The sequence below is a fragment of the Staphylococcus sp. HMSC62A08 genome, from assembly GCF_001839105.1.
In the GTDB taxonomy this organism is placed as follows: Bacteria; Bacillota; Bacilli; order Staphylococcales; family Staphylococcaceae; genus Staphylococcus; species Staphylococcus caprae.
The window spans coordinates 524346-545719 of record NZ_KV840027.1; the positions used below are offsets into that span (position 1 = coordinate 524346).

The 21374-nt window shown below is 33.8% G+C and carries 19 protein-coding genes and 1 pseudogene; 16 read left to right on the forward strand and 4 right to left on the reverse strand.

Features of this window, described 5'->3' with window-relative positions; all coding sequences use genetic code 11:
* The 3 genes and pseudogenes from HMPREF3264_RS03345 to HMPREF3264_RS03355 all read left to right on the forward strand — a co-directional run.
* Positions 1 to 855, forward strand: an 855-nt coding sequence (locus HMPREF3264_RS03345) for a PTS lactose transporter subunit IIBC (RefSeq protein WP_176746804.1), incomplete at its 5' end; no start/stop codon positions are given.
* Positions 856 to 870: 15 nt separating this feature from the next.
* Positions 871 to 2282: pseudogene (lacG, locus tag HMPREF3264_RS03350) on the forward strand (6-phospho-beta-galactosidase).
* A 133-nt stretch (positions 2283 to 2415) separates the two neighbouring features.
* Positions 2416 to 3282 carry an alpha/beta hydrolase gene (locus HMPREF3264_RS03355; protein ID WP_070871913.1) on the forward strand — a complete coding sequence of 289 codons (867 nt, stop codon included), beginning with the start codon at positions 2416 to 2418 and terminating at the stop codon, positions 3280 to 3282.
* A 71-nt stretch (positions 3283 to 3353) separates the two neighbouring features.
* Here the strand turns inward: HMPREF3264_RS03355 and HMPREF3264_RS03360 are convergent, their stop codons facing one another.
* Complete coding sequence (locus HMPREF3264_RS03360; RefSeq protein WP_070871914.1) at positions 3354 to 4604, reverse strand: LLM class flavin-dependent oxidoreductase; 1251 nt, start codon at positions 4602 to 4604, stop codon at positions 3354 to 3356.
* 145 nt (positions 4605 to 4749) lie between these two features.
* Between HMPREF3264_RS03360 and HMPREF3264_RS03365 the strand changes: the two genes are divergently transcribed.
* The 5 genes from HMPREF3264_RS03365 to HMPREF3264_RS03385 all read left to right on the forward strand — a co-directional run bounded on the left by HMPREF3264_RS03365 (position 4750) and on the right by HMPREF3264_RS03385 (position 8676).
* Complete coding sequence (locus tag HMPREF3264_RS03365; protein WP_070871915.1) at positions 4750 to 5754, forward strand: NADP-dependent oxidoreductase; 1005 nt, start codon at positions 4750 to 4752, stop codon at positions 5752 to 5754.
* An 87-nt stretch (positions 5755 to 5841) separates the two neighbouring features.
* Positions 5842 to 6858, forward strand: a complete 1017-nt coding sequence (locus HMPREF3264_RS03370; protein WP_070871916.1) for a zinc-binding alcohol dehydrogenase family protein — start codon at positions 5842 to 5844, stop codon at positions 6856 to 6858.
* A 455-nt stretch (positions 6859 to 7313) separates the two neighbouring features.
* Entirely contained in the window at positions 7314 to 7850 is a 537-nt protein-coding gene (gene amaP, locus HMPREF3264_RS03375; RefSeq protein ID WP_002443676.1) for an alkaline shock response membrane anchor protein AmaP, read from the forward strand.
* 12 nt (positions 7851 to 7862) lie between these two features.
* Positions 7863 to 8102, forward strand: coding sequence for a DUF2273 domain-containing protein (locus HMPREF3264_RS03380; protein WP_002443674.1), 240 nt, complete (start codon positions 7863 to 7865; stop codon positions 8100 to 8102).
* Between the two features lie 64 nt (positions 8103 to 8166).
* Complete coding sequence (locus HMPREF3264_RS03385) at positions 8167 to 8676, forward strand: Asp23/Gls24 family envelope stress response protein (RefSeq protein ID WP_002443670.1); 510 nt, start codon at positions 8167 to 8169, stop codon at positions 8674 to 8676.
* Between the two features lie 115 nt (positions 8677 to 8791).
* On the opposite strand, the gene HMPREF3264_RS03390 is transcribed toward HMPREF3264_RS03385, so the two are convergent.
* Entirely contained in the window at positions 8792 to 10738 is a 1947-nt protein-coding gene (locus HMPREF3264_RS03390) for an IucA/IucC family protein (protein WP_070871917.1), read from the reverse strand.
* Between the two features lie 103 nt (positions 10739 to 10841).
* Between HMPREF3264_RS03390 and HMPREF3264_RS03395 the strand changes: the two genes are divergently transcribed.
* The 7 genes from HMPREF3264_RS03395 (at position 10842) to HMPREF3264_RS03425 (ending at position 19841) form a co-directional block, all read left to right on the forward strand.
* On the forward strand, positions 10842 to 12023 hold the full coding sequence (locus HMPREF3264_RS03395; RefSeq protein ID WP_070871918.1) for an MFS transporter: 1182 nt from the start codon (positions 10842 to 10844) through the stop codon (positions 12021 to 12023).
* The gene (locus HMPREF3264_RS03400; RefSeq protein ID WP_070871919.1) at positions 12013 to 13770 is read left to right on the forward strand and encodes an IucA/IucC family protein; all 1758 of its coding nucleotides are present in this window, start codon (positions 12013 to 12015) and stop codon (positions 13768 to 13770) included. The genes HMPREF3264_RS03395 and HMPREF3264_RS03400 overlap by 11 nt, the downstream gene beginning before the upstream one ends.
* A 3-nt stretch (positions 13771 to 13773) precedes the next feature.
* The gene (locus tag HMPREF3264_RS03405) at positions 13774 to 14835 is read left to right on the forward strand and encodes an alanine/ornithine racemase family PLP-dependent enzyme (RefSeq protein WP_070830363.1); all 1062 of its coding nucleotides are present in this window, start codon (positions 13774 to 13776) and stop codon (positions 14833 to 14835) included.
* Positions 14836 to 15230: 395 nt separating this feature from the next.
* On the forward strand, positions 15231 to 16229 hold the full coding sequence (locus tag HMPREF3264_RS03410) for an ABC transporter substrate-binding protein (RefSeq protein WP_002443661.1): 999 nt from the start codon (positions 15231 to 15233) through the stop codon (positions 16227 to 16229).
* Between the two features lie 11 nt (positions 16230 to 16240).
* Positions 16241 to 17272 (forward strand): FecCD family ABC transporter permease, encoded by a 1032-nt coding sequence (locus HMPREF3264_RS03415; protein WP_002443659.1) that lies wholly within the window; start codon positions 16241 to 16243, stop codon positions 17270 to 17272.
* Positions 17269 to 18237 (forward strand): FecCD family ABC transporter permease, encoded by a 969-nt coding sequence (locus HMPREF3264_RS03420; protein WP_070871920.1) that lies wholly within the window; start codon positions 17269 to 17271, stop codon positions 18235 to 18237. Before HMPREF3264_RS03415 ends, HMPREF3264_RS03420 begins: the two co-directional genes overlap by 4 nt.
* A 230-nt stretch (positions 18238 to 18467) precedes the next feature.
* Positions 18468 to 19841 carry a YjiH family protein gene (locus HMPREF3264_RS03425; RefSeq protein ID WP_070871921.1) on the forward strand — a complete coding sequence of 458 codons (1374 nt, stop codon included), beginning with the start codon at positions 18468 to 18470 and terminating at the stop codon, positions 19839 to 19841.
* 52 nt (positions 19842 to 19893) lie between these two features.
* Here the strand turns inward: HMPREF3264_RS03425 and HMPREF3264_RS03430 are convergent, their stop codons facing one another.
* The gene (locus HMPREF3264_RS03430; RefSeq protein WP_070871922.1) at positions 19894 to 20205 is read right to left on the reverse strand and encodes a heme oxygenase; all 312 of its coding nucleotides are present in this window, start codon (positions 20203 to 20205) and stop codon (positions 19894 to 19896) included.
* 179 nt (positions 20206 to 20384) lie between these two features.
* Positions 20385 to 20645: a SunI/YnzG family protein gene (locus HMPREF3264_RS03435; RefSeq protein WP_037541582.1), complete on the reverse strand. Its 261-nt coding sequence runs from the start codon at positions 20643 to 20645 to the stop codon at positions 20385 to 20387.
* A gap of 182 nt (positions 20646 to 20827) precedes the next feature.
* Between HMPREF3264_RS03435 and HMPREF3264_RS03440 the strand changes: the two genes are divergently transcribed.
* The gene (locus HMPREF3264_RS03440) at positions 20828 to 21343 is read left to right on the forward strand and encodes a metal-dependent hydrolase (RefSeq protein ID WP_002443650.1); all 516 of its coding nucleotides are present in this window, start codon (positions 20828 to 20830) and stop codon (positions 21341 to 21343) included.
* Positions 21344 to 21374 lie beyond the last annotated feature (31 nt).

A 21374-nucleotide genomic window follows, 5' to 3' on the forward strand; every position in this document is an offset into this window, starting at 1 on the left:
TTTATGTTTATGTGGCTGACTAAATCTAAACGTAATAAAGCAATTGGACGAGCATCAGTAGTTCCAACATTCTTTGGTGTAAATGAACCTATCTTGTTCGGAGCACCATTAGTATTAAACCCAGTGTTCTTTATTCCATTTATATTAGCGCCTATCGTCAACGTTTGGATATTTAAATTCTTTGTAGATGTACTGAATATGAATAGTTTCAGTATTTTCTTACCTTGGACTACACCAGGTCCTCTCGGTATCGTGATGGGTACTGGTTTTGCATTCTGGTCATTTGTATTAGCCATCGTCTTAATCGTTGTCGATGTCATTATTTACTATCCATTCGTTAAAGTTTATGATGAACAAATTTTAGAAGAAGAGTTAGGCAATAAAGAAGCAAACAATGAATTAAAAGAAAAAGTTTCAGCTAACTTCGATACAAAAAAAGCTGACGCAATTTTAGCTACAGCTGGAGCTGGTGAAGCTACACAAACTCAAGTTGATCAACCAGCAATTTCAAAAGAACAATCTAACCATCAGATTACTGAACAAACGAACGTTTTAGTATTATGCGCAGGTGGAGGTACAAGCGGTCTTCTCGCAAACGCACTTAATAAAGCCGCTGAAGATTATAATGTACCACTTAAAGCAGCAGCTGGCGGTTATGGTTCACACATGGATATTATGAAAGAGTATCAATTAATTATATTAGCACCACAAGTCGCATCAAACTATGAAGATATTAAACAAGACACTGACAGATTAGGTATAAAATTAGCTAAAACACAAGGCGCTGAATACATCAAATTGACAAGAGATGGAGAAGCAGCTCTTGAGTTTGTAAAAAAACAATTTGAAAATTAGATAGGAGTTTTATACATGACTAAGAAATTACCTGAAGATTTTATTTTTGGTGGAGCAACAGCAGCTTATCAAGCAGAAGGAGCGACTCAAACTGATGGTAAAGGACGTGTCGCTTGGGATACGTATTTAGAGGAAAATTACTGGTACACAGCAGAACCAGCGAGTGATTTCTATAATAAATATCCAGTGGATTTAGAATTAAGTGAAAAATTTGGAGTTAATGGTATTAGAATTTCAATTGCTTGGTCACGTATTTTCCCTAAAGGTTATGGCGAGGTAAACGCTAAAGGCGTGGAATACTACCATAACTTATTCAAAGAATGTCATAAACGTCACGTAGAACCGTTTGTCACTTTGCATCATTTTGATACACCAGAAGTACTTCATAAAGATGGAGATTTCTTAAATCGCAAAACGATTGATTATTTCGTAGAATATGCGGAATTCTGTTTTAAAGAATTCACAGAAGTTAACTATTGGACAACATTTAATGAAATTGGTCCAATAGGAGATGGTCAATACTTAGTAGGTAAATTCCCTCCAGGCATTAAATATGACTTTGAAAAGGTATTTCAATCTCATCACAATATGATGGTTGCACACGCACGTGCAGTGAAACTATTTAAAGATGGCCAATATTCAGGTGAAATAGGCGTTGTACACGCCTTACCAACTAAATATCCTTACGACCCTTCTAATCCAGAGGATGTTAAAGCTGCTGAATTAGAGGATATCATTCATAACAAATTTATTTTAGATGTCACATACTTAGGTAAATATTCTCATGAAACGATGGAAGGCGTACAACACATCTTATCTGTGAATGGTGGTAAGTTAAGTATTCCAGAAGAAGATTATCAAATTTTAGATGCTGCAAAAGATTTAAATGACTTCTTAGGCATCAATTACTATATGAGTGATTGGATGAGAGGTTATGAAGGTGAATCTGAAATCACGCATAATGCGACTGGTGATAAAGGTGGTTCTAAATACCAACTTAAAGGCGTCGGTCAAAGAGAATTTGATGTAGATGTACCAAGAACAGATTGGGACTGGATGATCTATCCTAAAGGATTATACGATCAAATTATGAGAGTTGTTAAAGATTATCCAAACTATCATAAAATTTATGTCACTGAAAATGGTTTAGGATACAAAGATGAATTTGACGAAAAAGAAAAAACTGTACATGATGATGCACGTATTGATTATGTGAAGCAACATTTAAACGTAATTGCTGATGCAATTGCAGATGGTGCTAATGTGAAAGGTTACTTCATATGGTCGCTTATGGATGTATTCTCTTGGTCAAACGGTTACGAAAAACGATACGGTCTTTTCTACGTCGATTTGATACACAAGAAAGATATCCTAAGAAAAGTGCTTATTGGTACAAAGAATTAGCTAAGACAAAAGAAATTAAATAACTAATATAAACGAATCAATCATCAAAATTTTATCAAAAAGGCTCATCACTAATAAGTGGTGGGTCTTTAATTATGAGCAAATCATACTTGAATGATATATAATATATGAACTAGATAAAAATGAGGGATGATGATGAAGTCAAAATTAACAGCAGTAGTATTTTCAATGATTGCCGTAGTGACATTAATATTAGTGATAGCATTAAACAATCGTGAAACAAAGCAAAACAATCATTCCAAAGTAAGCCAATATACTCAAAATCAGGTCGTAACTTTATTCATGCATGGATACGGAGGTAGTGAGAACTCTGAAAAATTTATGGTTAATCAAGCAGTTAAAAAAGGTGTTACTAAAGATGTGATAACTGCAAAGGTAGCACGAAATGGAGAGGTTACATTTGATGGACACTTAGATAAAAATAGTAAAAATCCTATCGTAAAAGTTGAATTTGAGAACAATCGGAATGGTGATTTTAATGAAAATGCAAGATGGATTAAAAATGTTTTAACTCAATTAAAATCACAGTATGGTATTAAACAGTTTAATTTTGTAGCACATTCAATGGGGAACATGTCATTTGCCTATTATATGAAGAATTATGGCGATGATAAACAATTACCTCGACTTCAAAAGCAAGTCAATATTGCCGGGACATTTAATGGTGTATTACATTTAAATGAAAAAGTAAACGAAATTAGTGTAGATCAAAATGGCAAACCAAGTAAAATGAACGAAGACTTCAAAAATTTACTATCACTGAAATATATATACAAGAACCAAGGTATAGATGTTCTCAATATATACGGAGATGTTCAAGATGGCACACATTCAGATGAACGTGTATCAAATAGTTCATCCAAGTCATTAAAATATTTATTAGGAGATAGCCCTAAATCTTATAAAGAAGTTAAATATACTGGCAAAAAGGCGCAACATAGTCAATTACATGAAAATAAAGACGTTGCTAACAAAATCATACAGTTCTTGTGGAACCGATAACCCCCACAATTGAAGCGCACTTATGTTTTCCGCCGCAAATTTTAAAACATAAGTGCGCTTATTTTAAATCATCATCCCAAATTCAATTCATGAGCTAATAACTCAATCAACTCTAATCGTGCGTCTTCTCCATATACATGAGGTAAAATCATGAGTTCATCCACACCATAGCGATGTTTCAACTCTAATAGCTCGTGTGAGACTTCACGAGGTGTTCCGTATATGATTCGACGTTTGTTCTTCTCAAGTTTTTCACTTTCTCGATCGCTATAAACTCGATGTTCAGCGGTTTCAATAGATGGATAAAAATGAGGTTGATCCAAATAGTGAATACGTAATAACCATAGTTGTAAAGCACTTAAAAGGTGTTCTACTTTCTCATCGTTTCTAGCAGTTACAACAAACGTAGCCAATATCACATATGGTTTCGCACCACCAAAATTTTCCTCAGCCCCCTCATGTACAGGGGCTCTAGAATACTCTTCATGCCCTCCGTATAAAACCTCACCAAAACTTTCCTTAGACCTTTTACGTGCATGTCCCACAAAATTTTCCTCAGCCCCTCCATCATTTGAACGGCCTTCAGAATCTGCATCAAATCTTTCACTAACGTCTGGCTCTAAAATTTCGCCAATCTTCCCAACAAAACTATCACTAACGTCCTCATCTGACTTTCCACCATATCTTCCATGCCATCGTTCAAATTCATCCCTATATACTTTTATCACTTCATCAATAGAACTTGATGATTGACCCATTTGAGCAATAACGAATGGTAAACCTCGTCTGCCAGCTAACTTAGCACTTCGTTCACTCATACCTAAGATATACATCTCAGGTGCAGTAGGGATTAACGGCGTAGCTAATAACGACTTGAAGCGGTGCGCGTCATCAATATTATCACTAAAGTATTTATTCAAATCATCTAATTGTGTCTCAAAGTCTAGCTTTTCTTCTTTATTCTCATTTAACGCTGCATTGACATTTTTGAAACTAGGTGAACGACCGATTGCCATATCGACGCGTCTAGGATGTCGTGCCTCCATAATTTTAAATTGTTCAGCCACTTTGTAAGGACTATAATGAGGCAACATGACACCACCGCTACCGATTCTTATCTTCTTTGTCTGTTCTAATAGGGACATCATGACCATTTCTGGCGCACTTGATGCCACAGAACGTACTTGATGGTGTTCAGCTACCCAATATCTCATATAACCTAGTTGTTCAGCGCGTTGTGCCAATTCTACACTGTGCTGAAATGCTTCGTGCGCGTTTCTATCTTCAAATATCGGTACATAGTCTAATATGCTCAATCTCATTTTAGGAAAATTAAACCTCCCTTACCTCACGAATTACGTCATTTCTCAACGTTTGCTCTCATTATACAAGTGATTTTCTATGATTGCGATGACCATGTTCGAGGTATGATACATACAGAATTAATTTTAATAAAAGGATGATACCATGAAAAATGAACAAATCGTATTTAACAAAGTTCCAGATGGAATGCCACAAGATGATACCTTCAAATATGAAGAAACTGATGTGACAGAACCCGAAAATAATGAAGTCCAATTAGAAACATTATATATATCCGTGGATCCTTATATGAGAGGTCGTATGACAAACGCAGACTCATACGTAGAGCCATTCAAAAAAGGTGAACCTTTCAATGGTCACATCGTATCCAAAGTGCTTAAATCCAATGCTGAAGGTTACAGTGAAGGTGACATTGTAGTAGGTATGCTTCCTTGGAAGAAAATCAACACCGTATCTACAGAAAATATAGACAAAGTCCCTTCCACAGACGTGCCACTTGATTTATATTTAAGCGTACTCGGCATGCCAGGGCAAACTGCCTATCACGGTTTACTAGATATTGGTCAGCCTAAAGAAGGTGAAACCGTTGTTGTTTCAGCCGCATCTGGTGCGGTAGGCTCAGTTGTAGGTCAAATTGCTAAGATTAAAGGCTGTAAAGTTGTTGGCATCGCTGGCGGAGATAAGAAAGTGAATTATCTTACAGATGAATTAAATTATGACGCAGCCGTAGATTATAAGAAAGATGACTTCTCTCAAGCATTGAGAGACGCAGTTCCAGACGGTATTGATGTCTATTATGAAAATGTAGGCGGCAAAATTAGCGATGAAGTATTCAAACATTTAAATACACATGCAAGAATTCCTGTTTGTGGTGCCATTTCTTCATACAACCATCCAGAAGACGATATTGGCCCTCGTATTCAAAGTACGCTTATTAAGAAACAAGCGATGATGAGAGGATTCTTAGTTGCAGAATTCGCTGATGACTTTAAAAATGCTAGTGAACAACTCGCACAATGGGTTCAAGAAGACAAGATTAAAACACAAGTGTCTGTAGAAGAAGGTTTCGATAAAGTACCACAAGCATTTAGAAATCTACTCACTGGCGATAATTTCGGTAAACAAGTAATTAAAGTTGCTGACGTTTAAGCGTTTCATTTTCAAAAAAAGAATCAAAAGTGTGAATTAAATAAAATGCTATAATTAATTTAATAGAACGAACATCGAGGTGGAATCATGAAAGCAATTGGATTTAACGCACCATTTAAATTAGAAGATGGAAATCAATTTCAAGAAATAGAACTTAATATTCCTGAGCCAAAAGGGAAGCAGTTACTCGTCAAAATTCAAAGTATGAGTGTCAATCCTGTGGATACGAAACAACGTATCTTACCAGTCGAGCATCCGCCACGTATATTAGGATTTGATGCAGCAGGTATCGTCGAACAAGTTGGAGAAGATGTCACAATGTTTGAACCGGGAGATAATGTCTTTTATTCCGGATCACCCACACAACATGGGTCTAATGAAGCGTATCAATTAATTGAGGAAGAATTAGTAGCGAAAGCACCAGCTAATCTTACGCCTGAACAAGCGGCAAGTTTGCCACTCACAGGCCTCACAGCTTCAGAAACGCTATTTGACGTCTTTCAAATTTCACATAACCCTGAAGAGAATAAAGATAAATCTCTTCTCATCATTAACGGGGCTGGTGGCGTAGGAAGTATAGCGACTCAAATCGCAAAGCAATATGGCTTGAAAGTGATTACCACGGCTTCCAGAACGGAAACAATTGAATGGACTAAGTCCATGGGCGCAGATATTGTGTTAAACCATAAAGAAGATTTAAAGGCTCAATTTGAACAACATGACATCAATGAGGTAGATTACATTTTCTGTACATTCAATACAGATTTATATTATGAAAAGATGATTGAATTAATCAAACCACTAGGTCATATCGCAACGATTGTAGCATTTAATGACAAGCAAGATTTAAATCTGCTCAAACCAAAGAGTGTCAAATTTACACATGAATTTATGTTTGCAAGACCTGTCAATCGTACGCCAGATATGATTAAACATCATGAGTATTTGAAAGATATTGCTGAAAAAGTTGAACAAGGACAATATCGTCATACCACTACGAAGGTTATCAACGGTTTAACAACTGAGACACTTTACCAAGCACATCAAATTTTAGAATCCAGTACGATGATAGGTAAATTAGTCATTAATATAGATAATCAATGATATGACAATGAAACTAGCTAAAACTGAATAACAATTTCCAAATCAATAGCTCTAAGATGTTTTTTTAATGATGTATAGTACCACTAAAGTAGGACGCAAGATCTAACTTTATGCGGTTGTATTATTATAGAGACCGTCTTAGAGTCTTTTTTATCTCTAATTTTATAATCTGTTTTCCATAAGCCATCTCAACTTTAATACTTCGTTTTCCTTCGGATGTGCCGATAACAATATTTCTTTTTATATTCTAAAAACGAAAAAAATTATCAAATTTTTCTAAATATACGTTTTTCACTTAAACAAAGTGGGAATAAATCAATGTAAGTGGTACTTCTTTGAATATTTTTTAAATTAGATATAAAAATGTTTTATTTATGTTTTAAAAAAATATTTATAGGGTACTTAGTTCACATGACAACAAAATTCAACAATGACTAAAGGAGGTGCCATGCGAGGTGAAAAGACTTAAGAATTTCATCCTCGGCCTATTAATAGTCGCAATCGTTGGATTCCTATTGTTTATGTACATAAAGGATAGTCGAATTAAAAGTTACCAAGACTATTTCCTTCAATTCAATTGGTTCCAACCATTATTAATAGGGCTTGCTGGATTACTAATATTGATTGGTCTCATATTAGTACTAAGCATATTCAAACCTACGTATCGCAAACCTGGACTTTATAAAGACTTTGACGATGGTCATATTTATGTATCACGAAAAGCAGTTGAAAAATCTGCATACGATACAATCACTAAATATGATCAAGTAAGACAACCTAATGTTGTAAGTAAGCTTTACAACAAGAAAAACAAATCATTTATCGACATTAAAGCAGATTTCTTTGTACCAAATAATGTACAAGTTAAATCGTTAACAGAAAGTATTCGTTCTGACATTAAAAATAATGTTGAACATTTTACAGAAATTCCAGTACGAAAATTAGAAGTTAATGTACGTGACCAGAAAACATCTGGCCCACGAGTGTTGTAAGGGAGGGATATCATGGCTGATAATAACAATCAAAACGGACAAGACTCTACGCAACAATTGATTAATATCTTTAAAGCGTTCAAATGGCGTATTATTGGATTTCTAGCATTCTTAATTATAGCTATATTATTCCTAACTCTTGGATTTTGGAAAACAATTTTAATTATTGTCTTGTGTTTAATTGGAATTGGAATCGGGTATATGAAAGACCGTACACAAGACTTTATGAATTTCTTGAATAGATGGAGTTAGCTTTTAAAATTAAGAAATTTTCAATTAACAAATTTTAAATATTTATAATAAAGGAGAATGAATTATGGCAGTAGATAACAATAAAGCAAAACAAGCATATGATAATCAAACTGGAGTAAACGAAAAAGAAAGAGAAGAACAACAAAAACATGCTCAAGAAAACCAAGAACCACAATTCGAAAATAAATTAACTTTCTCAGATGAAGTAGTTGAAAAAATTGCTGGTATCGCAGCTCGCGAAGTTAAAGGTATCTTAGACATGAAAGGCGGTTTCGCTGACAGTGTCACTAACGCTTTCTCAAGCGGAAACAATGTAACAACTGGTGTATCAGTAGAAGTTGGCGAAAAACAAGCTGCTGTAGACTTAAAAGTAATCTTAGAATATGGTGAATCAGCACCTAAAATCTTCCGTAAAGTAACTGACTTAGTTAAAGAACAAGTGAAATATATCACTGGTTTAGAAGTTGTAGAAGTCAATATGCAAGTTGACGATGTTATGACTAAAAAAGAATGGCAACAAAAAAATGAAAAAGACAACAAAGAAAACAACCACGACAGACAAGGTTTACAATAATTAACCTTTAAACGTAATAAAGCACTAGGGCAATCGCTCTAGTGCTTTTTTTGATATAAATGAAGTTGTTGTGTAAATGCACAAATTATTTTAATGTTTCATATTTCATCACTACTTAATGAAGCGGGTTATTTACTTTAATGTACGTATACTCATGTGCTTCATCTTCTAAGCGCATCGTTGTAACGCATTTATAATCAATAGTTGGCGCGAAGATGATATCTTCAATCGCCGCGCGACGTTCTTTAGATAAGTCAGTGATATCATTGAATATCTCTTTTAATGTTGTAGCCATCTCTTGCCAGATTTTATTTTCAAGGGTAGTAGAATTAGAAGACTTAGCAATCGTTAGCACAAGTTCACCTAGATGATTCTGTACAGTAGAATAGAAAGCTTTATTAAATACAGAAGTCTTAGAATTTGTTAAAATTCGAGATTTCTCATGGAAATGATCAGTTGCGTAGCCTGCTTGGTTCAATTGTTCAGCATCAATACGTAAGCCTTCAAAATCTCTAATATACATGGTATTTAATGAGCCATCATGATTAAATGTTGCGACAGAATTTTGTAAATGTGCTTCTAAAGCAATGCCATATTTAGAATATAGAGGCATGACTAATCCTAAAATCGCTTTACTATACTCACACATCCATGATTGTGCTGCATCTTCAAATGTTTCGTAACCTCGAGCATCTTGATACGTTTTAATTAACGTTTCAATCGGCTTTTCGTCATTGAAAGGATAGGTTGCTACTAAACTTGAAGGAATGACAGGTACAACATTGTCAGGGATAAAGCGATAAAAATTATTTCTAAATAAAGTACCTAATTGCTCACTTCGATCAGTTTGTATTGACGCATTATCGTTTTGATTATAGAAGTGGATACCCGCAACTTCGTCAATGACATTTGAGGCATACTGATTAAATGTTGTATCCTTTGTCAGAATGTCATTTAAAATTTGAGTTACTAACGGGCCATTATGCGTTGTTTGTTCAGATAATGTACGAATCTCACCAGTAATATGCACATTGGTAGATAACTTGATGTGAGGGGCTTCATTTGGTAACTCTGGTACTAACGTTCTGAATGATAAGCCGGCATAATACGGAATGGAATATTCACTTACTATCACAAGTTGTTGATTCAGTTCTTCCATATAATCTTGGTGTAAGACATGATCGTATTGCCATGGATGCATAATCATCAGATTGTAATCATCTAAATTGATTGTGTTGTCGAATTCCTTTTCCAAATGTGAATAAATATCTGAAAACATATGTTTCATCGTATCATTGTAATTTGCATTTAAAGCTTGAACACGGCTTACAGAATGGTGGAGTAGAACGACTTTTAATTCTATAGGTTGTGCAAATTCAGAAGAATATTTAAATGTTTCGAATGCATCCATACCTTTACGAAGTTTGGCACCTGGGTGTAATGGGTGACCTTCAACGACAGCTTGTTCTGATCGAAGATAACTGTCTTGATGATTTTTAATAATGTCATAAAGTGGCGCTCTATCATCGCACATTTTGAAATATTGATAGCTCAACGCGAATGTCATGTTCGCAGCACTATTTGTTTGGTCGTCTCTAAATTGCTGGCTTGCTTCATTATCTAATTCAGGCGCTTCAATAAGAATCCAATCTAAGACCACATTCGGGTGTAGAATACGATTGAAGTCATCATTATGTTTCCCTTGCTTGTAATAGAAAGGACCTTGCACGTCAACACGATTAAATGCATGCTGTCCAGTGACCGGTGCATATAAATAAACATCTGACTTAGGAAAATGAATTTCTAAGATAGCAGTTACATTCACGTCATAACCAGCAAATTTATGGCGATTTAATAATTGACTATTGTCATTCCCGTTGACTAGATTTTCCCTATGTATAGAAGTTACGAGACGTTGAGTTACTTTATCTCGTCCCGTTAATAATTTATCTTGGAAAATAGATGCCCATTGTTCATCATATTGTTGTAAAAACTGAAAAACATTTTGCTCATCTTTGGTCATCTCGATGTCTTGTTTATTAATAAATTGATTGAAATTCATAATTCACCTCTAAAAAATATTTTACAAAAATAAATAAGATTTGTATAATCCATATTAATGATAATGATAATTATTATCAATTAAAAAGACAGGTGGAAATTAAATGGCAAAATTTTTCTTTTCCAGTTCATTTCTTCTGTTTTTGGGGAATTGGATTGGGCAAATAGGGTTAAACTGGTTTGTGCTTACCACATATCATAACGCAGTTTATTTAGGATTGGTTAATTTTTGCCGACTCGTACCAATTTTGTTATTAAGTGTATGGGCCGGATCAATCGCTGACAAATATGATAAAGGAAATTTACTTAGAATAACAATTTCGTCATCGTTTGTCGTCACTGCAATATTATGTGGTTTAACATTTACTATTGATTCTATCCCAATCGCTGTAATACTCGTGTATGCGACTTTAAGAGGTATATTAAGTGCCGTTGAAACACCTGTGAGACAAGCTGTCTTACCTGATTTATCAGATAAGATTTCTACTACACAAGCTGTATCGTTTCATTCATTTATTATAAATATTTGTCGTTCAATCGGTCCAGCAATCGCAGGTGTCATCTTAGCAGCTTACCATGCGCCAGCGACATTCTTAGCGCAAGCAGTATGTTATTTAATTGCAGTCGCATTTTGTATACCGATTCACTTTAAAGTTGTATCAAATAATGTTGAAGATAAAGAATTTTCTTTAAAAGTAGTCGTGAATTATTTTAAACGAAACTTAGAAGGAAGTAAGATATTTATTACCTCACTATTAATCATGGCGACAGGATTTTCATATACAACAGTATTACCCGTGCTAACGAATCATATTTTTCCAGGAAAATCAGAAGTATTTGGTATAGCGATGACGTTCTGTGCTATTGGTGGTATCGTCGCAACAGTAGTACTACCGACGATATTAAACCATTTAAGTTCAGTAAAAATGTATTACTTAAGTTCATTACTATTTGGGCTTGCTTTACTAGGCGTCGTTATACACAATTTGGTTATCATGTTCATATGTATTACTTTAATTGGACTATTTAGCCAATGGGCAAGAACTACCAATAGAGTTTATTTTCAACATAGTGTTAAAGACTATGAGAGAGGGAAGGTATTAAGTATCGTTATGATGGATCGCGGTATGATACCTCTTGGAAGTTTAGTGATGAGCTTCTTTGCAGATGTCTTTGGAATATTAACAACATTCCTCATTATGGGTATTGCAACTGTCAGTATCTCAGTCATTTTCTACTTAATACAACGCATTTCGAAGGTGGAGGAAAGTAACAATGGAGCGTAATGAATGGCTTTTAGCAGACAAAAATATACAATATAGAATCATGAACGCAATAATCAAAGAGCGTATTTCTCCAGATGGTATGACAATGACAGAAACAAGCCATCATGTTGAACTTCAATATCACGGTAAAATTTTATCAGTTCATGTAGAGCGAAAAAGCGCCATGGAAAGATATGTGTTCAGTGGGGATGTTATTTATAGCTGTGGTCATGTATCTCAACCGATAGAAAGTTTAGAAGATTTACTTGAAACATTAACGCAAGACTTTGATATAGAAATTTCAGAGCGGTTGTATGAAGAATTGATTCATAGTAGGGATAGCTTCATTGAAACGTACAAACATTTTAATAATAGACAATCACTGATACATCAGAGTATGAAATTTGACAGATTACCTGAATCTTTAAATTTCATCTCTTGGCTACAACATTTACAAGAAAATGGCATTGCCGATGATTTAAGTTACTCTGAAAGTTTAATTGTTGAAGGACATCCTACCCATCCTTTAACAAAGACGAAACTGCCTTTGACAACGAATGAATTAAAAGCGTACGCTCCCGAATTTGAAAAGGTCATCCCCTTAAATATCATGCTGATAGAAAAGAACCATATCGTCACAACATCTATGGAGAATGATGCACAATATATATTAAATAAAGTTATCCCAGAGTATCGTAGTCAATTGAGTACATTTTTAGAACCACTCAATTTAGATATAGATGACTATCGGGTAATGATTGTACATCCGTGGCAATACGAGCATACAATTGGTGAAAAATTTAAACAATGGATTGCAGATAAGATTCTGATACCTACCCCATTTACATTAGAATCTAAAGCGACATTGTCATTTAGAACAATGGATTTAATCCATAAACCTTACCACGTGAAACTACCTGTAAATGTTCAAGCAACGAGTGCAGTTAGAACGGTCTCTACAGTTACGACTGTCGACGGCCCTAAGTTAAGTTATGCTTTACAAGGCTTGCTAGATCAATATCCAGGGCTTCAAGTTGCAATGGAACCATTTGGCGCTTATGCTGACGTCGAACCTGATTTAGCTAGACAACTCGCATGCATTATTCGTCAGAAACCCGTTATCTTTGAAAATGGCACAACAGTTGTTACTGCTAGTTTGGTTAACCCTAATCCAATCGATCATAAAGCCATTGTTGATAGTTATTTAGAATGGTTAGAAAATGACGTAACCATCGATCATATTAAATATTTCATTGCGACTTACACACAAACATTAGTACAACCTTTGATTGCATATATTCAAGATTATGGAATAGCTCTTGAAGCTCATATGCAAAACACGATAGTGAATCTGGGACCTAATTATCAAATGAAATTTTTAGTGCGTGACTTAGGTGGCTCTCGTATAGATTTGACAACATTGCAACAAAAAATAGATAACATAGAAGTGACTAATGAAAGCTTATTAGCGCAATCAATTGAAGAGGTCATTGCCAAATTTCAACATGCCGTCGTTCAAAATCAGCTTGCTGAATTAATACATCATTTTAATCAATATGAAGATGTGGTAGAAAAAGAGCTTATCGATATTGTACGTGAAGAGATTGAAATAGCTATTGACGATGACAAAGCACATGCCGACATTTTAAGGAAAGTATTATTCGGACCCACAATAACAGTTAAAGCGTTATTGAGTATGAGAATGGAAAATAAAGTAAAGAAATATTTGAATACAGAATTAGATAATCCTATAAAAAAAGAGGTGTAGTACATGGCGAGAATCAACGTTAATTTATCTAAAATTAAATATAATGCCAAAGTACTTCAAACTATACTTGAGCGTAAACAGATTCATTTTACCCCTGTAGTGAAATGTGTTGCCGGAGATGAACGGATTGTTTCAACAATTCAATCTTTAGGTATTACACACTTTGCTGAATCTAGACTTGATAATATTGAACGATTAAAAGATTTAGATGTTACGTTTACTCTATTACGACCAACAACAGAATCTGAGTTTGAAGCAATGGTTTCAAAAGTTAAAATGAGTATTCAAACTGAATTACATACAATTAAGAAACTTAATACCATAGCTAAGAAACTTAATGTGAAACATCAAATTATGTTGATGATTGATTGGAAAGATGGTCGTGAAGGTGTCTTAACATATGATACGCTTGATTTCATTAAAGAAATTATGAATTTAAATCATATACAACTTGTAGGTGTTGCATTTAACTTTATGTGCTTTAAGTCTGCTGCACCAGAAGAAAACGATGTATTTATGATAAATAAATTTGTGAGCGCAGTTGAAAAAGAAATGGGTTACAGATTTAAAATTATTTCTGGTGGTAATTCAAGTATGCTTCCGCAAACAATGTATAATGATTTAGGAAAAATTAATGAATTAAGAATAGGAGAAGCATTATTTAGAGGTGTGGACACAACAACAAATGAACCGATTGCTAGTTTATATCAAGATGCAATTGTGTTAGAAGCGGAAATTATTGAGATTAAACCACGGATTAATCAACTTACACACCAATCCTATTTACAAGCAATAGTTGATATTGGATATTTAGATACATTTATCGAGGGGATTAAACCAATTGCTAATGATATTAAAATTATTGGTGCTTCAAGTGACCATTTAATGATTGATTTAAACAATCAAGATCATTATCAAATTGGTGATAGAATTCAATTTAGCTTGAACTACGAAGCAGTCTCTCAAAGTATGTATATGAAAAACTTAACCAAAAGTTATATTTATGATTCAAAGATTCAAACACTAATTGAAAATTTTCATACACCAGTTTATGTGAAATCATAATACGATTTTCAATTAGACTAAAGTTATTATATGACTCAAGAGGTCGGGACAAAAGTGTTTAGGATTTGAGCAGAACCGAACGATGAGCAAAATTGTTTCTCAAATTTTGTCGAATTGTGAGTGTTACTGCCGAAAATCCTGCTTTTGGGATGCTGTTAATCGGTTTCCCAAAGCATAAACGTTAAAGGTCCCAACCTTTTTTATTAAATAGTTATTTAATTTAAGAATTATATTGAGTTATATACAGATTAATCTCAATAAGAAGTTAAAGAGACATTTGATTTAAATAGTAATGAGTAAAATTTATTCACAAAATTATACAATAAAATGTTGACAATGATAATCGTTATCAATAAACTATTAATGTAAGCATATACATATTAAGGAGTGGAACTATGAGAGGTCTCAAATTTTTTAGTGTTATTGGCTTAATGCTAGTTTTAGTTCTTGTTGCTGCATGTGGAAGCAATGGTTCTAATGACTCAAATAATAAATCAGCATCTAAAGATGGTGTTGAAATCAAGCATGAAGAAGGGAAAACAAAAGTCCCTAAACACCCTAAACGTGTTGTTGTTCTTGAATATTCATTCGTTGATGCATTAGCTGCATTAGATGTTAAACCAGTTGGTGTTGCAGATGATAAAAAGAAAGAACGTATTATTAAACCATTAAGAGATAAAATTGGGAACTATACTTCAGTAGGTGCTCGTAAACAACCTAACTTAGAGGAAATTAGTAAACTTAAACCGGACTTAATTATTGCGGATAGTAATAGACATAAAGGCATTTATAAAGATTTAAATAAAATTGCTCCTACAATTGAACTGAAAAGTTTCGATGGTAACTATAATGAAAACATCGATGCTTTCAAAACGATTTCTAAAGCATTAGGTAAAGAAGATGAAGGTAAAAAACGCCTAGACGAACACGAGAAAAAAATCGAGAAATATAAAAAAGAAATTACAATGAACAAAGATGAGAAAGTATTACCTGCAGTTGCTTCTAAATCTGGTTTATTAGCACATCCAAGTAATTCATACGTAGGTCAATTCTTAAGTCAACTTGGATTCAAAGAAGCATTAACTGATGACGTAACTAAAGGCTTAAGTAAGTATCTTAAAGGACCTTACTTACAAATGAACACAGAAACGTTATCTAAAGTTAACCCAGAACGTATGTTTATTATGACTGATAAAGCAAGTCCAAATGAACCATCATTAAAAGAATTAGAAAAAGATGCTGTTTGGAAAAAATTAGATGCTGTTAAAAAAGATCGCGTTGACGTTTTAGACCGTGACTTATGGGCTAGATCACGTGGTTTAATATCATCTGAAGAAATGGCAAAAGAACTTGTAGAATTATCTAAGAAAGATTCTAAAAAAGATAACAAGTAAGGTGGAAATCAATGACTATAGGTTATAAAGATAGTCAATCCGCTATTGAACAAAAAAAGAGAAAGCGCACTACACTCACTTATATTGTGGGTGTGTGCCTTCTTTTTATTTCAATCTATTTGAATTTAGCGATTGGTTCTTCGAAAATACAATTTCATGATATTTTAAGTTATTTCACAGGACACATCGGAACAGAGCAAACATTCTTAATACACAACGTACGTATGCCTCGAATGCTTGCAGGATTAGTCATAGGTGGCGCTTTGGGGATAGCAGGTTTACTTATGCAAGCAATTACTAAAAATCCACTGGCCTCTCCACAGATATTTGGTGTAAACGCAGGAGCTTCGTTTGTCATTGTCTTAATAACAGTTTTAATTCCAGCTTTAGGCTCATATTCAACTATCTTAGCTATTATTGGTGCCTTTTTCGGTGGTTTTACTGTTTATACGCTCTCGGGTTCTACAAAAGCTATTACACCCGTTAAACTTGCACTTGCAGGTATGGCTATTCATCTATTTTTTAGTAGTATGACCCAAGGAATTATCATTTTAAATGAGGACTCTAACGATACAGTGATGTTTTGGTTAGTAGGATCTTTAGCTGGTATTAAGTGGAGTCAAATCATGATGATTGTCCCATGTTTAGCAATTGCTGTGATTGTGACCATTTTCATGGGACGTCAACTTACAATTATGGAGCTCGGTGACGATATAGCTAGAGGGTTAGGTCAACGAACACATATCGTAAGAATGATTATCGGTTTATTAGTCATTGTCTTAGCAGGTATGTCTGTTTCAATTGCAGGACCTATAGGATTTGTTGGTTTAATCGTTCCTCATATCGTTAAACGCTATGTAAGTAAAAATTACTTAGTTATGATTCCTCTAACATTTATTTTTGGTGCAGATTTACTATTAATCTCAGATGTATTATGTCGATTAATCACATATCCATTTGAATCACCAGTAGGTATTGTGACATCATTTGTCGGCGCCTTTTACTTCTTATTTATTACAGTTAGAGGGGTGAATCGCGTATGATAAAAGGAAGAAATAGTATACGTTACGGTATTGTAATTTTAATTTTATTAGTGAGTACTTTATTCAGTTTATGTATAGGTTCTGTCATGATTGACCCTATTCATGCAATTGCTGGTTTATTTACACAAGATGATTTTATTTTAAATGAATACCGTATCCCTAGAACATTATTGGGATTAGTGATAGGTAGTAGTTTAGCTATTTCAGGTGCGCTTATTCAAGGTGTTATCAGAAACCCACTTGCTTCACCAGACGTGATTGGTATTACAAAAGGGGCAACTCTTGCTGCTGTTATCATTATTATGATTTTTCCATCTGCCCCTCTCTTTGTTTTACCTTTAGGATCATTTGCGGGCGCTTTAATTATCAGTTTAATTCTATCTTTCCTAATATCTAAATTTGATGTTAAAGGTTCGAAGCTTGCATTAATAGGTTTAGCGATAGGTGCAATTTGTACAGCTATCGTTCAGTTTCTACTTATTCGTAATCCAATGGATGCTAACAATGCATTAATTTGGTTAACGGGTAGTTTATATGGACATAATATCTCTAACTTTTTCAGCGTGCTACCTTGGTTTATAATTACTGTACCTTTAGTACTTCTACTTGGTTATCAGTTGGACATTTTAAACTTAGGTGACAACGTAGCCACTGCACTCGGTGCACGTGTACAATTCTTAAAAATGATACTTCTTATCTTAGCTGTTATGTTAGCTGGAGCTTCAATTGCAGTAGTCGGAGGTATCAGTTTCTTGGGACTTATTGCTCCTCATATCGCTAGACAACTTGTGGGGCATAAGAATTTACATGTCATCATCATGTCAGGGTTAATAGGTGCCATATTATTAACACTTGGTGATGGCTTAGCTAGGGGAATTCAACCACCACTCGATATTCCAGTGGGTGTGGTTATTGCAGTTATTGGAGCACCATATTTCTTATTCTTATTACGTAGAATGAAATAAATTATTCATTAATTATAAATGGGTGTGCTCAAGGGTATAACAAGGCCGATTTCAATTTATAATACGTTGAAATCGGTCTTTTTTTAAATTTGATGATTGCGAAAAATGGAAGAATAGCGTATAGTAATTATACGTATTTATTCATAATTTTGCATATATAATCATTAACAAATGCACTTATCTTGATAAATTCAAGTTTAATATAAATAGAAAGAAATGGATTGAAAGTAATGAAAGAACACACCCAAAGTGAGATCATTAAAGGAAGAATAAAATTTATAACAATGTCTATCTTAGGAATTATTTTATTTTTAATTCCTATACCTGTTGTTCAAGATGGAGAGAAACAAACAACATTACCTGTAGCATTTTTAGCTAATTGTCTTAAAGATTGGATAGGTGGCGTGATGTCACCACTCATAGTTTTAGTTATCACTGTTTCTGGTATTTTAACTATTTTATGTTCTACAATTTTTAAAAATAAATTGAATCCGCAAGGTTTAATGTATAATGCATTTAACGTTAAAATAGGATGGTTAATATTAAGAGTTTTAGCAGTGATATTTGTGTGGCTTACTTATTTGAAAGTGGGTCCAAAGATGATTTATTCAGAAGATACTGGAGGACTCGTTTTTTCTAGTTTGCTACCAACATTAGTCGCTGTATTTTTATTTGCGGCTTTATTTTTACCATTATTAATGGAATATGGTTTATTAGAATTACTAGGACCAGTATTTAGACCAGTGATGAGACCATTATTTACATTGCCTGGTCGATCTACAGTAGACAATCTTGCTTCATTTATCGGAGATGGGACAGTAGGCGTACTCATTACCAGCAGACAATATGAAGAGGGGTTCTATTCGAGAAGAGAAGCAACTGTTATTTCAACTACATTCAGTGTGGTTTCTATCACTTTTGCAATTGTCATTGCTTCAACTATAAAAATGCAAGATCAATTCTTTTATTTTTATATCACAGTCATTATATCTTGTTTAATTGCAGCAATGATTATGCCTAGAATATGGCCACTAAAAAATATTCCTGACGAATATGCCAAAGATGTTTCTAAAGAAGCTAGAACAGAACAATTACCTGAAGGAAAAACAGCGTTGGGACATGGTTTTGATATGGCAACAGAAGTTGGTATTAAAGCACCTGGATTCAAAGATTTCTTTATTTCTGGTTTTAAAACAGTTGTTGATATGTGGTTTGTCATCTTACCAGTAGTTATGAGTATCGGAACAATAGCTACAATCATTGCGAATTATACACCTATTTTTGAAATAGTAGGGAAGCCATTTGTACCATTTTTAGAGTTACTACAAATACCTGAAGCATCACATGCGTCTCAAACGATTTTAATTGGTTTCGCGGATATGTTTTTACCATCTATTCTCATTGAAGGTGTTCAGAGTGACATTACACGCTTTGTTATTGGCGCATTAAGTATATCTCAATTAATATACTTATCAGAAGTAGGTGGCGTTATACTAGGATCAAAAATCCCGGTTAGCATAGGAAAGCTATTTATGATCTTCTTAATTCGTACTTTAATTACGCTTCCTATTATCGCATTATTAGCACACTTGTTTATTAAATAAAAAAGACGACGCATCGTTTCAATTCCAATCGATGGCCATCTTTAAATCGTTTTTATTTATCTAGTTTGGATAAGACATTCGCTTTTACAATTTCGCTTTTAATTACTGGAGAATCTTCTGATTTTCCAGTATTTTTATGTGCTTCTTTAAAAGCATCACTGTTTACCCAGTTCTTAAAGTCTGCTTCAGTTTCCCACCAAGTATTAACATACATGTCCTCACTATAATCATCTCTAGCAATTTGCCAAACTTCAATTCCATTAAATCCTTCTAATGATTGAATTTGTCCACCTTTAGTAAATCTAGGTGCCATTTTTTCAGCAAATCCCTTTTTTACAGTGATTCTGTTAGTCACAACGAACATAGCTCTGATACCTCCAATTAAATGCTACTTTAAATATAATATGTATATTTGAGATTATCAATTTTTAAAGATTTTGAAAATTTTATTTACTATCGGAATTTTTCTATAACTAATAAAAGCTGCCAACAAAGTTTGACCTTGTCGACAGCTCATTGCCATATCATATTTTATGTACTTTATTATTTTGTAAGTTCATTATAAACTTTTTGATCGTTTTGAGTATAAATAATGTATTTATGGTCATCAGTATCGATAATTACGCGATTTGTTTTCCCAAATGTAGATCCAATACGTGAAATTTCTTTACCATTTTCGTCTGGAACGGCATGGATGTCTTGGTCTTGTGAAATATTTTTAATTTCATTATTTGGGATTTTAATATCTGCAACTCTCCATTGAATACGTACTTCATTATCGTTTTTCTTTACTGTCATTGCCATTAAAAACACATCCTTTAAATAATTTGTACATTTATCATAAATGATATTGAAATCGTTTTCAAGCATTTGTGTGATACTTTTAAATAAATTATGTCATACTAATGATTTGAATATAATATAGCGAAAGTATGTTCGCATTCATTGGGTGGATGTGATATGATTAATAAAGAAGGAGACGTTCAATGACAGGTAAAACACATGCATCTTGTGGCTTTTTAGTAGGAGCCCTCACAACACAATACTTTCATACAGATTTATTTACTTCGATTACCACAATAGTTCTATCCACGATTGCAAGCTTATTACCAGATATTTGTCATACTAAAAGTAAAATTGGTAGACGTTTTAAAATTTTAAGTTTTATCATTCGACTTTTATTTGGACATAGGACATTTACGCATTCTCTAGTATTCATAGCTTTAGTTGGCTTTTTACTGTACTTAATTCATACTCCCATGTATTATATGGTTGCGATTGTTATTGGAATGATATCACATGTTATACTAGATATATTAACTCCTAGAGGTGTGAAATTATTTTACCCGTTACCATTTAATATAGTATCACCGATACATTTTAAGACAGGTGGTTTAGTAGATTTATCTTTAGCTACTGCTTTGAGCTTTGGAGCTATCTACGTTTTATTTCAACCCTTTGTTAACGAATTAACGCATCAGTGGGTGAGCCATTTTTTCTAAATTAAATAAAATATGGAATGAAGAACATAGA

What these genes read in the sequence shown, in the direction of transcription:
- HMPREF3264_RS03400 (WP_070871919.1), top strand. Translation starts at nt 12,013, where the DNA reads ATGGAGCGTAATGAATGGCTTTTAGCAGACAAAAATATACAATATAGA.
- HMPREF3264_RS03435 (WP_037541582.1), bottom strand. Translation starts at nt 20,645, where the DNA reads ATGGCAATGACAGTAAAGAAAAACGATAATGAAGTACGTATTCAATGG.
- HMPREF3264_RS03365 (WP_070871915.1), top strand. Translation starts at nt 4,750, where the DNA reads ATGAAAAATGAACAAATCGTATTTAACAAAGTTCCAGATGGAATGCCA.
- HMPREF3264_RS03440 (WP_002443650.1), top strand. Translation starts at nt 20,828, where the DNA reads ATGACAGGTAAAACACATGCATCTTGTGGCTTTTTAGTAGGAGCCCTC.
- HMPREF3264_RS03415 (WP_002443659.1), top strand. Translation starts at nt 16,241, where the DNA reads ATGACTATAGGTTATAAAGATAGTCAATCCGCTATTGAACAAAAAAAG.
- HMPREF3264_RS03390 (WP_070871917.1), bottom strand. Translation starts at nt 10,738, where the DNA reads ATGAATTTCAATCAATTTATTAATAAACAAGACATCGAGATGACCAAA.
- HMPREF3264_RS03395 (WP_070871918.1), top strand. Translation starts at nt 10,842, where the DNA reads ATGGCAAAATTTTTCTTTTCCAGTTCATTTCTTCTGTTTTTGGGGAAT.
- HMPREF3264_RS03385 (WP_002443670.1), top strand. Translation starts at nt 8,167, where the DNA reads ATGGCAGTAGATAACAATAAAGCAAAACAAGCATATGATAATCAAACT.
- HMPREF3264_RS03370 (WP_070871916.1), top strand. Translation starts at nt 5,842, where the DNA reads ATGAAAGCAATTGGATTTAACGCACCATTTAAATTAGAAGATGGAAAT.
- HMPREF3264_RS03380 (WP_002443674.1), top strand. Translation starts at nt 7,863, where the DNA reads ATGGCTGATAATAACAATCAAAACGGACAAGACTCTACGCAACAATTG.
- HMPREF3264_RS03420 (WP_070871920.1), top strand. Translation starts at nt 17,269, where the DNA reads ATGATAAAAGGAAGAAATAGTATACGTTACGGTATTGTAATTTTAATT.
- HMPREF3264_RS03410 (WP_002443661.1), top strand. Translation starts at nt 15,231, where the DNA reads ATGAGAGGTCTCAAATTTTTTAGTGTTATTGGCTTAATGCTAGTTTTA.
- HMPREF3264_RS03405 (WP_070830363.1), top strand. Translation starts at nt 13,774, where the DNA reads ATGGCGAGAATCAACGTTAATTTATCTAAAATTAAATATAATGCCAAA.
- HMPREF3264_RS03425 (WP_070871921.1), top strand. Translation starts at nt 18,468, where the DNA reads ATGAAAGAACACACCCAAAGTGAGATCATTAAAGGAAGAATAAAATTT.
- HMPREF3264_RS03430 (WP_070871922.1), bottom strand. Translation starts at nt 20,205, where the DNA reads ATGTTCGTTGTGACTAACAGAATCACTGTAAAAAAGGGATTTGCTGAA.
- HMPREF3264_RS03360 (WP_070871914.1), bottom strand. Translation starts at nt 4,604, where the DNA reads ATGAGATTGAGCATATTAGACTATGTACCGATATTTGAAGATAGAAAC.
- HMPREF3264_RS03355 (WP_070871913.1), top strand. Translation starts at nt 2,416, where the DNA reads ATGAAGTCAAAATTAACAGCAGTAGTATTTTCAATGATTGCCGTAGTG.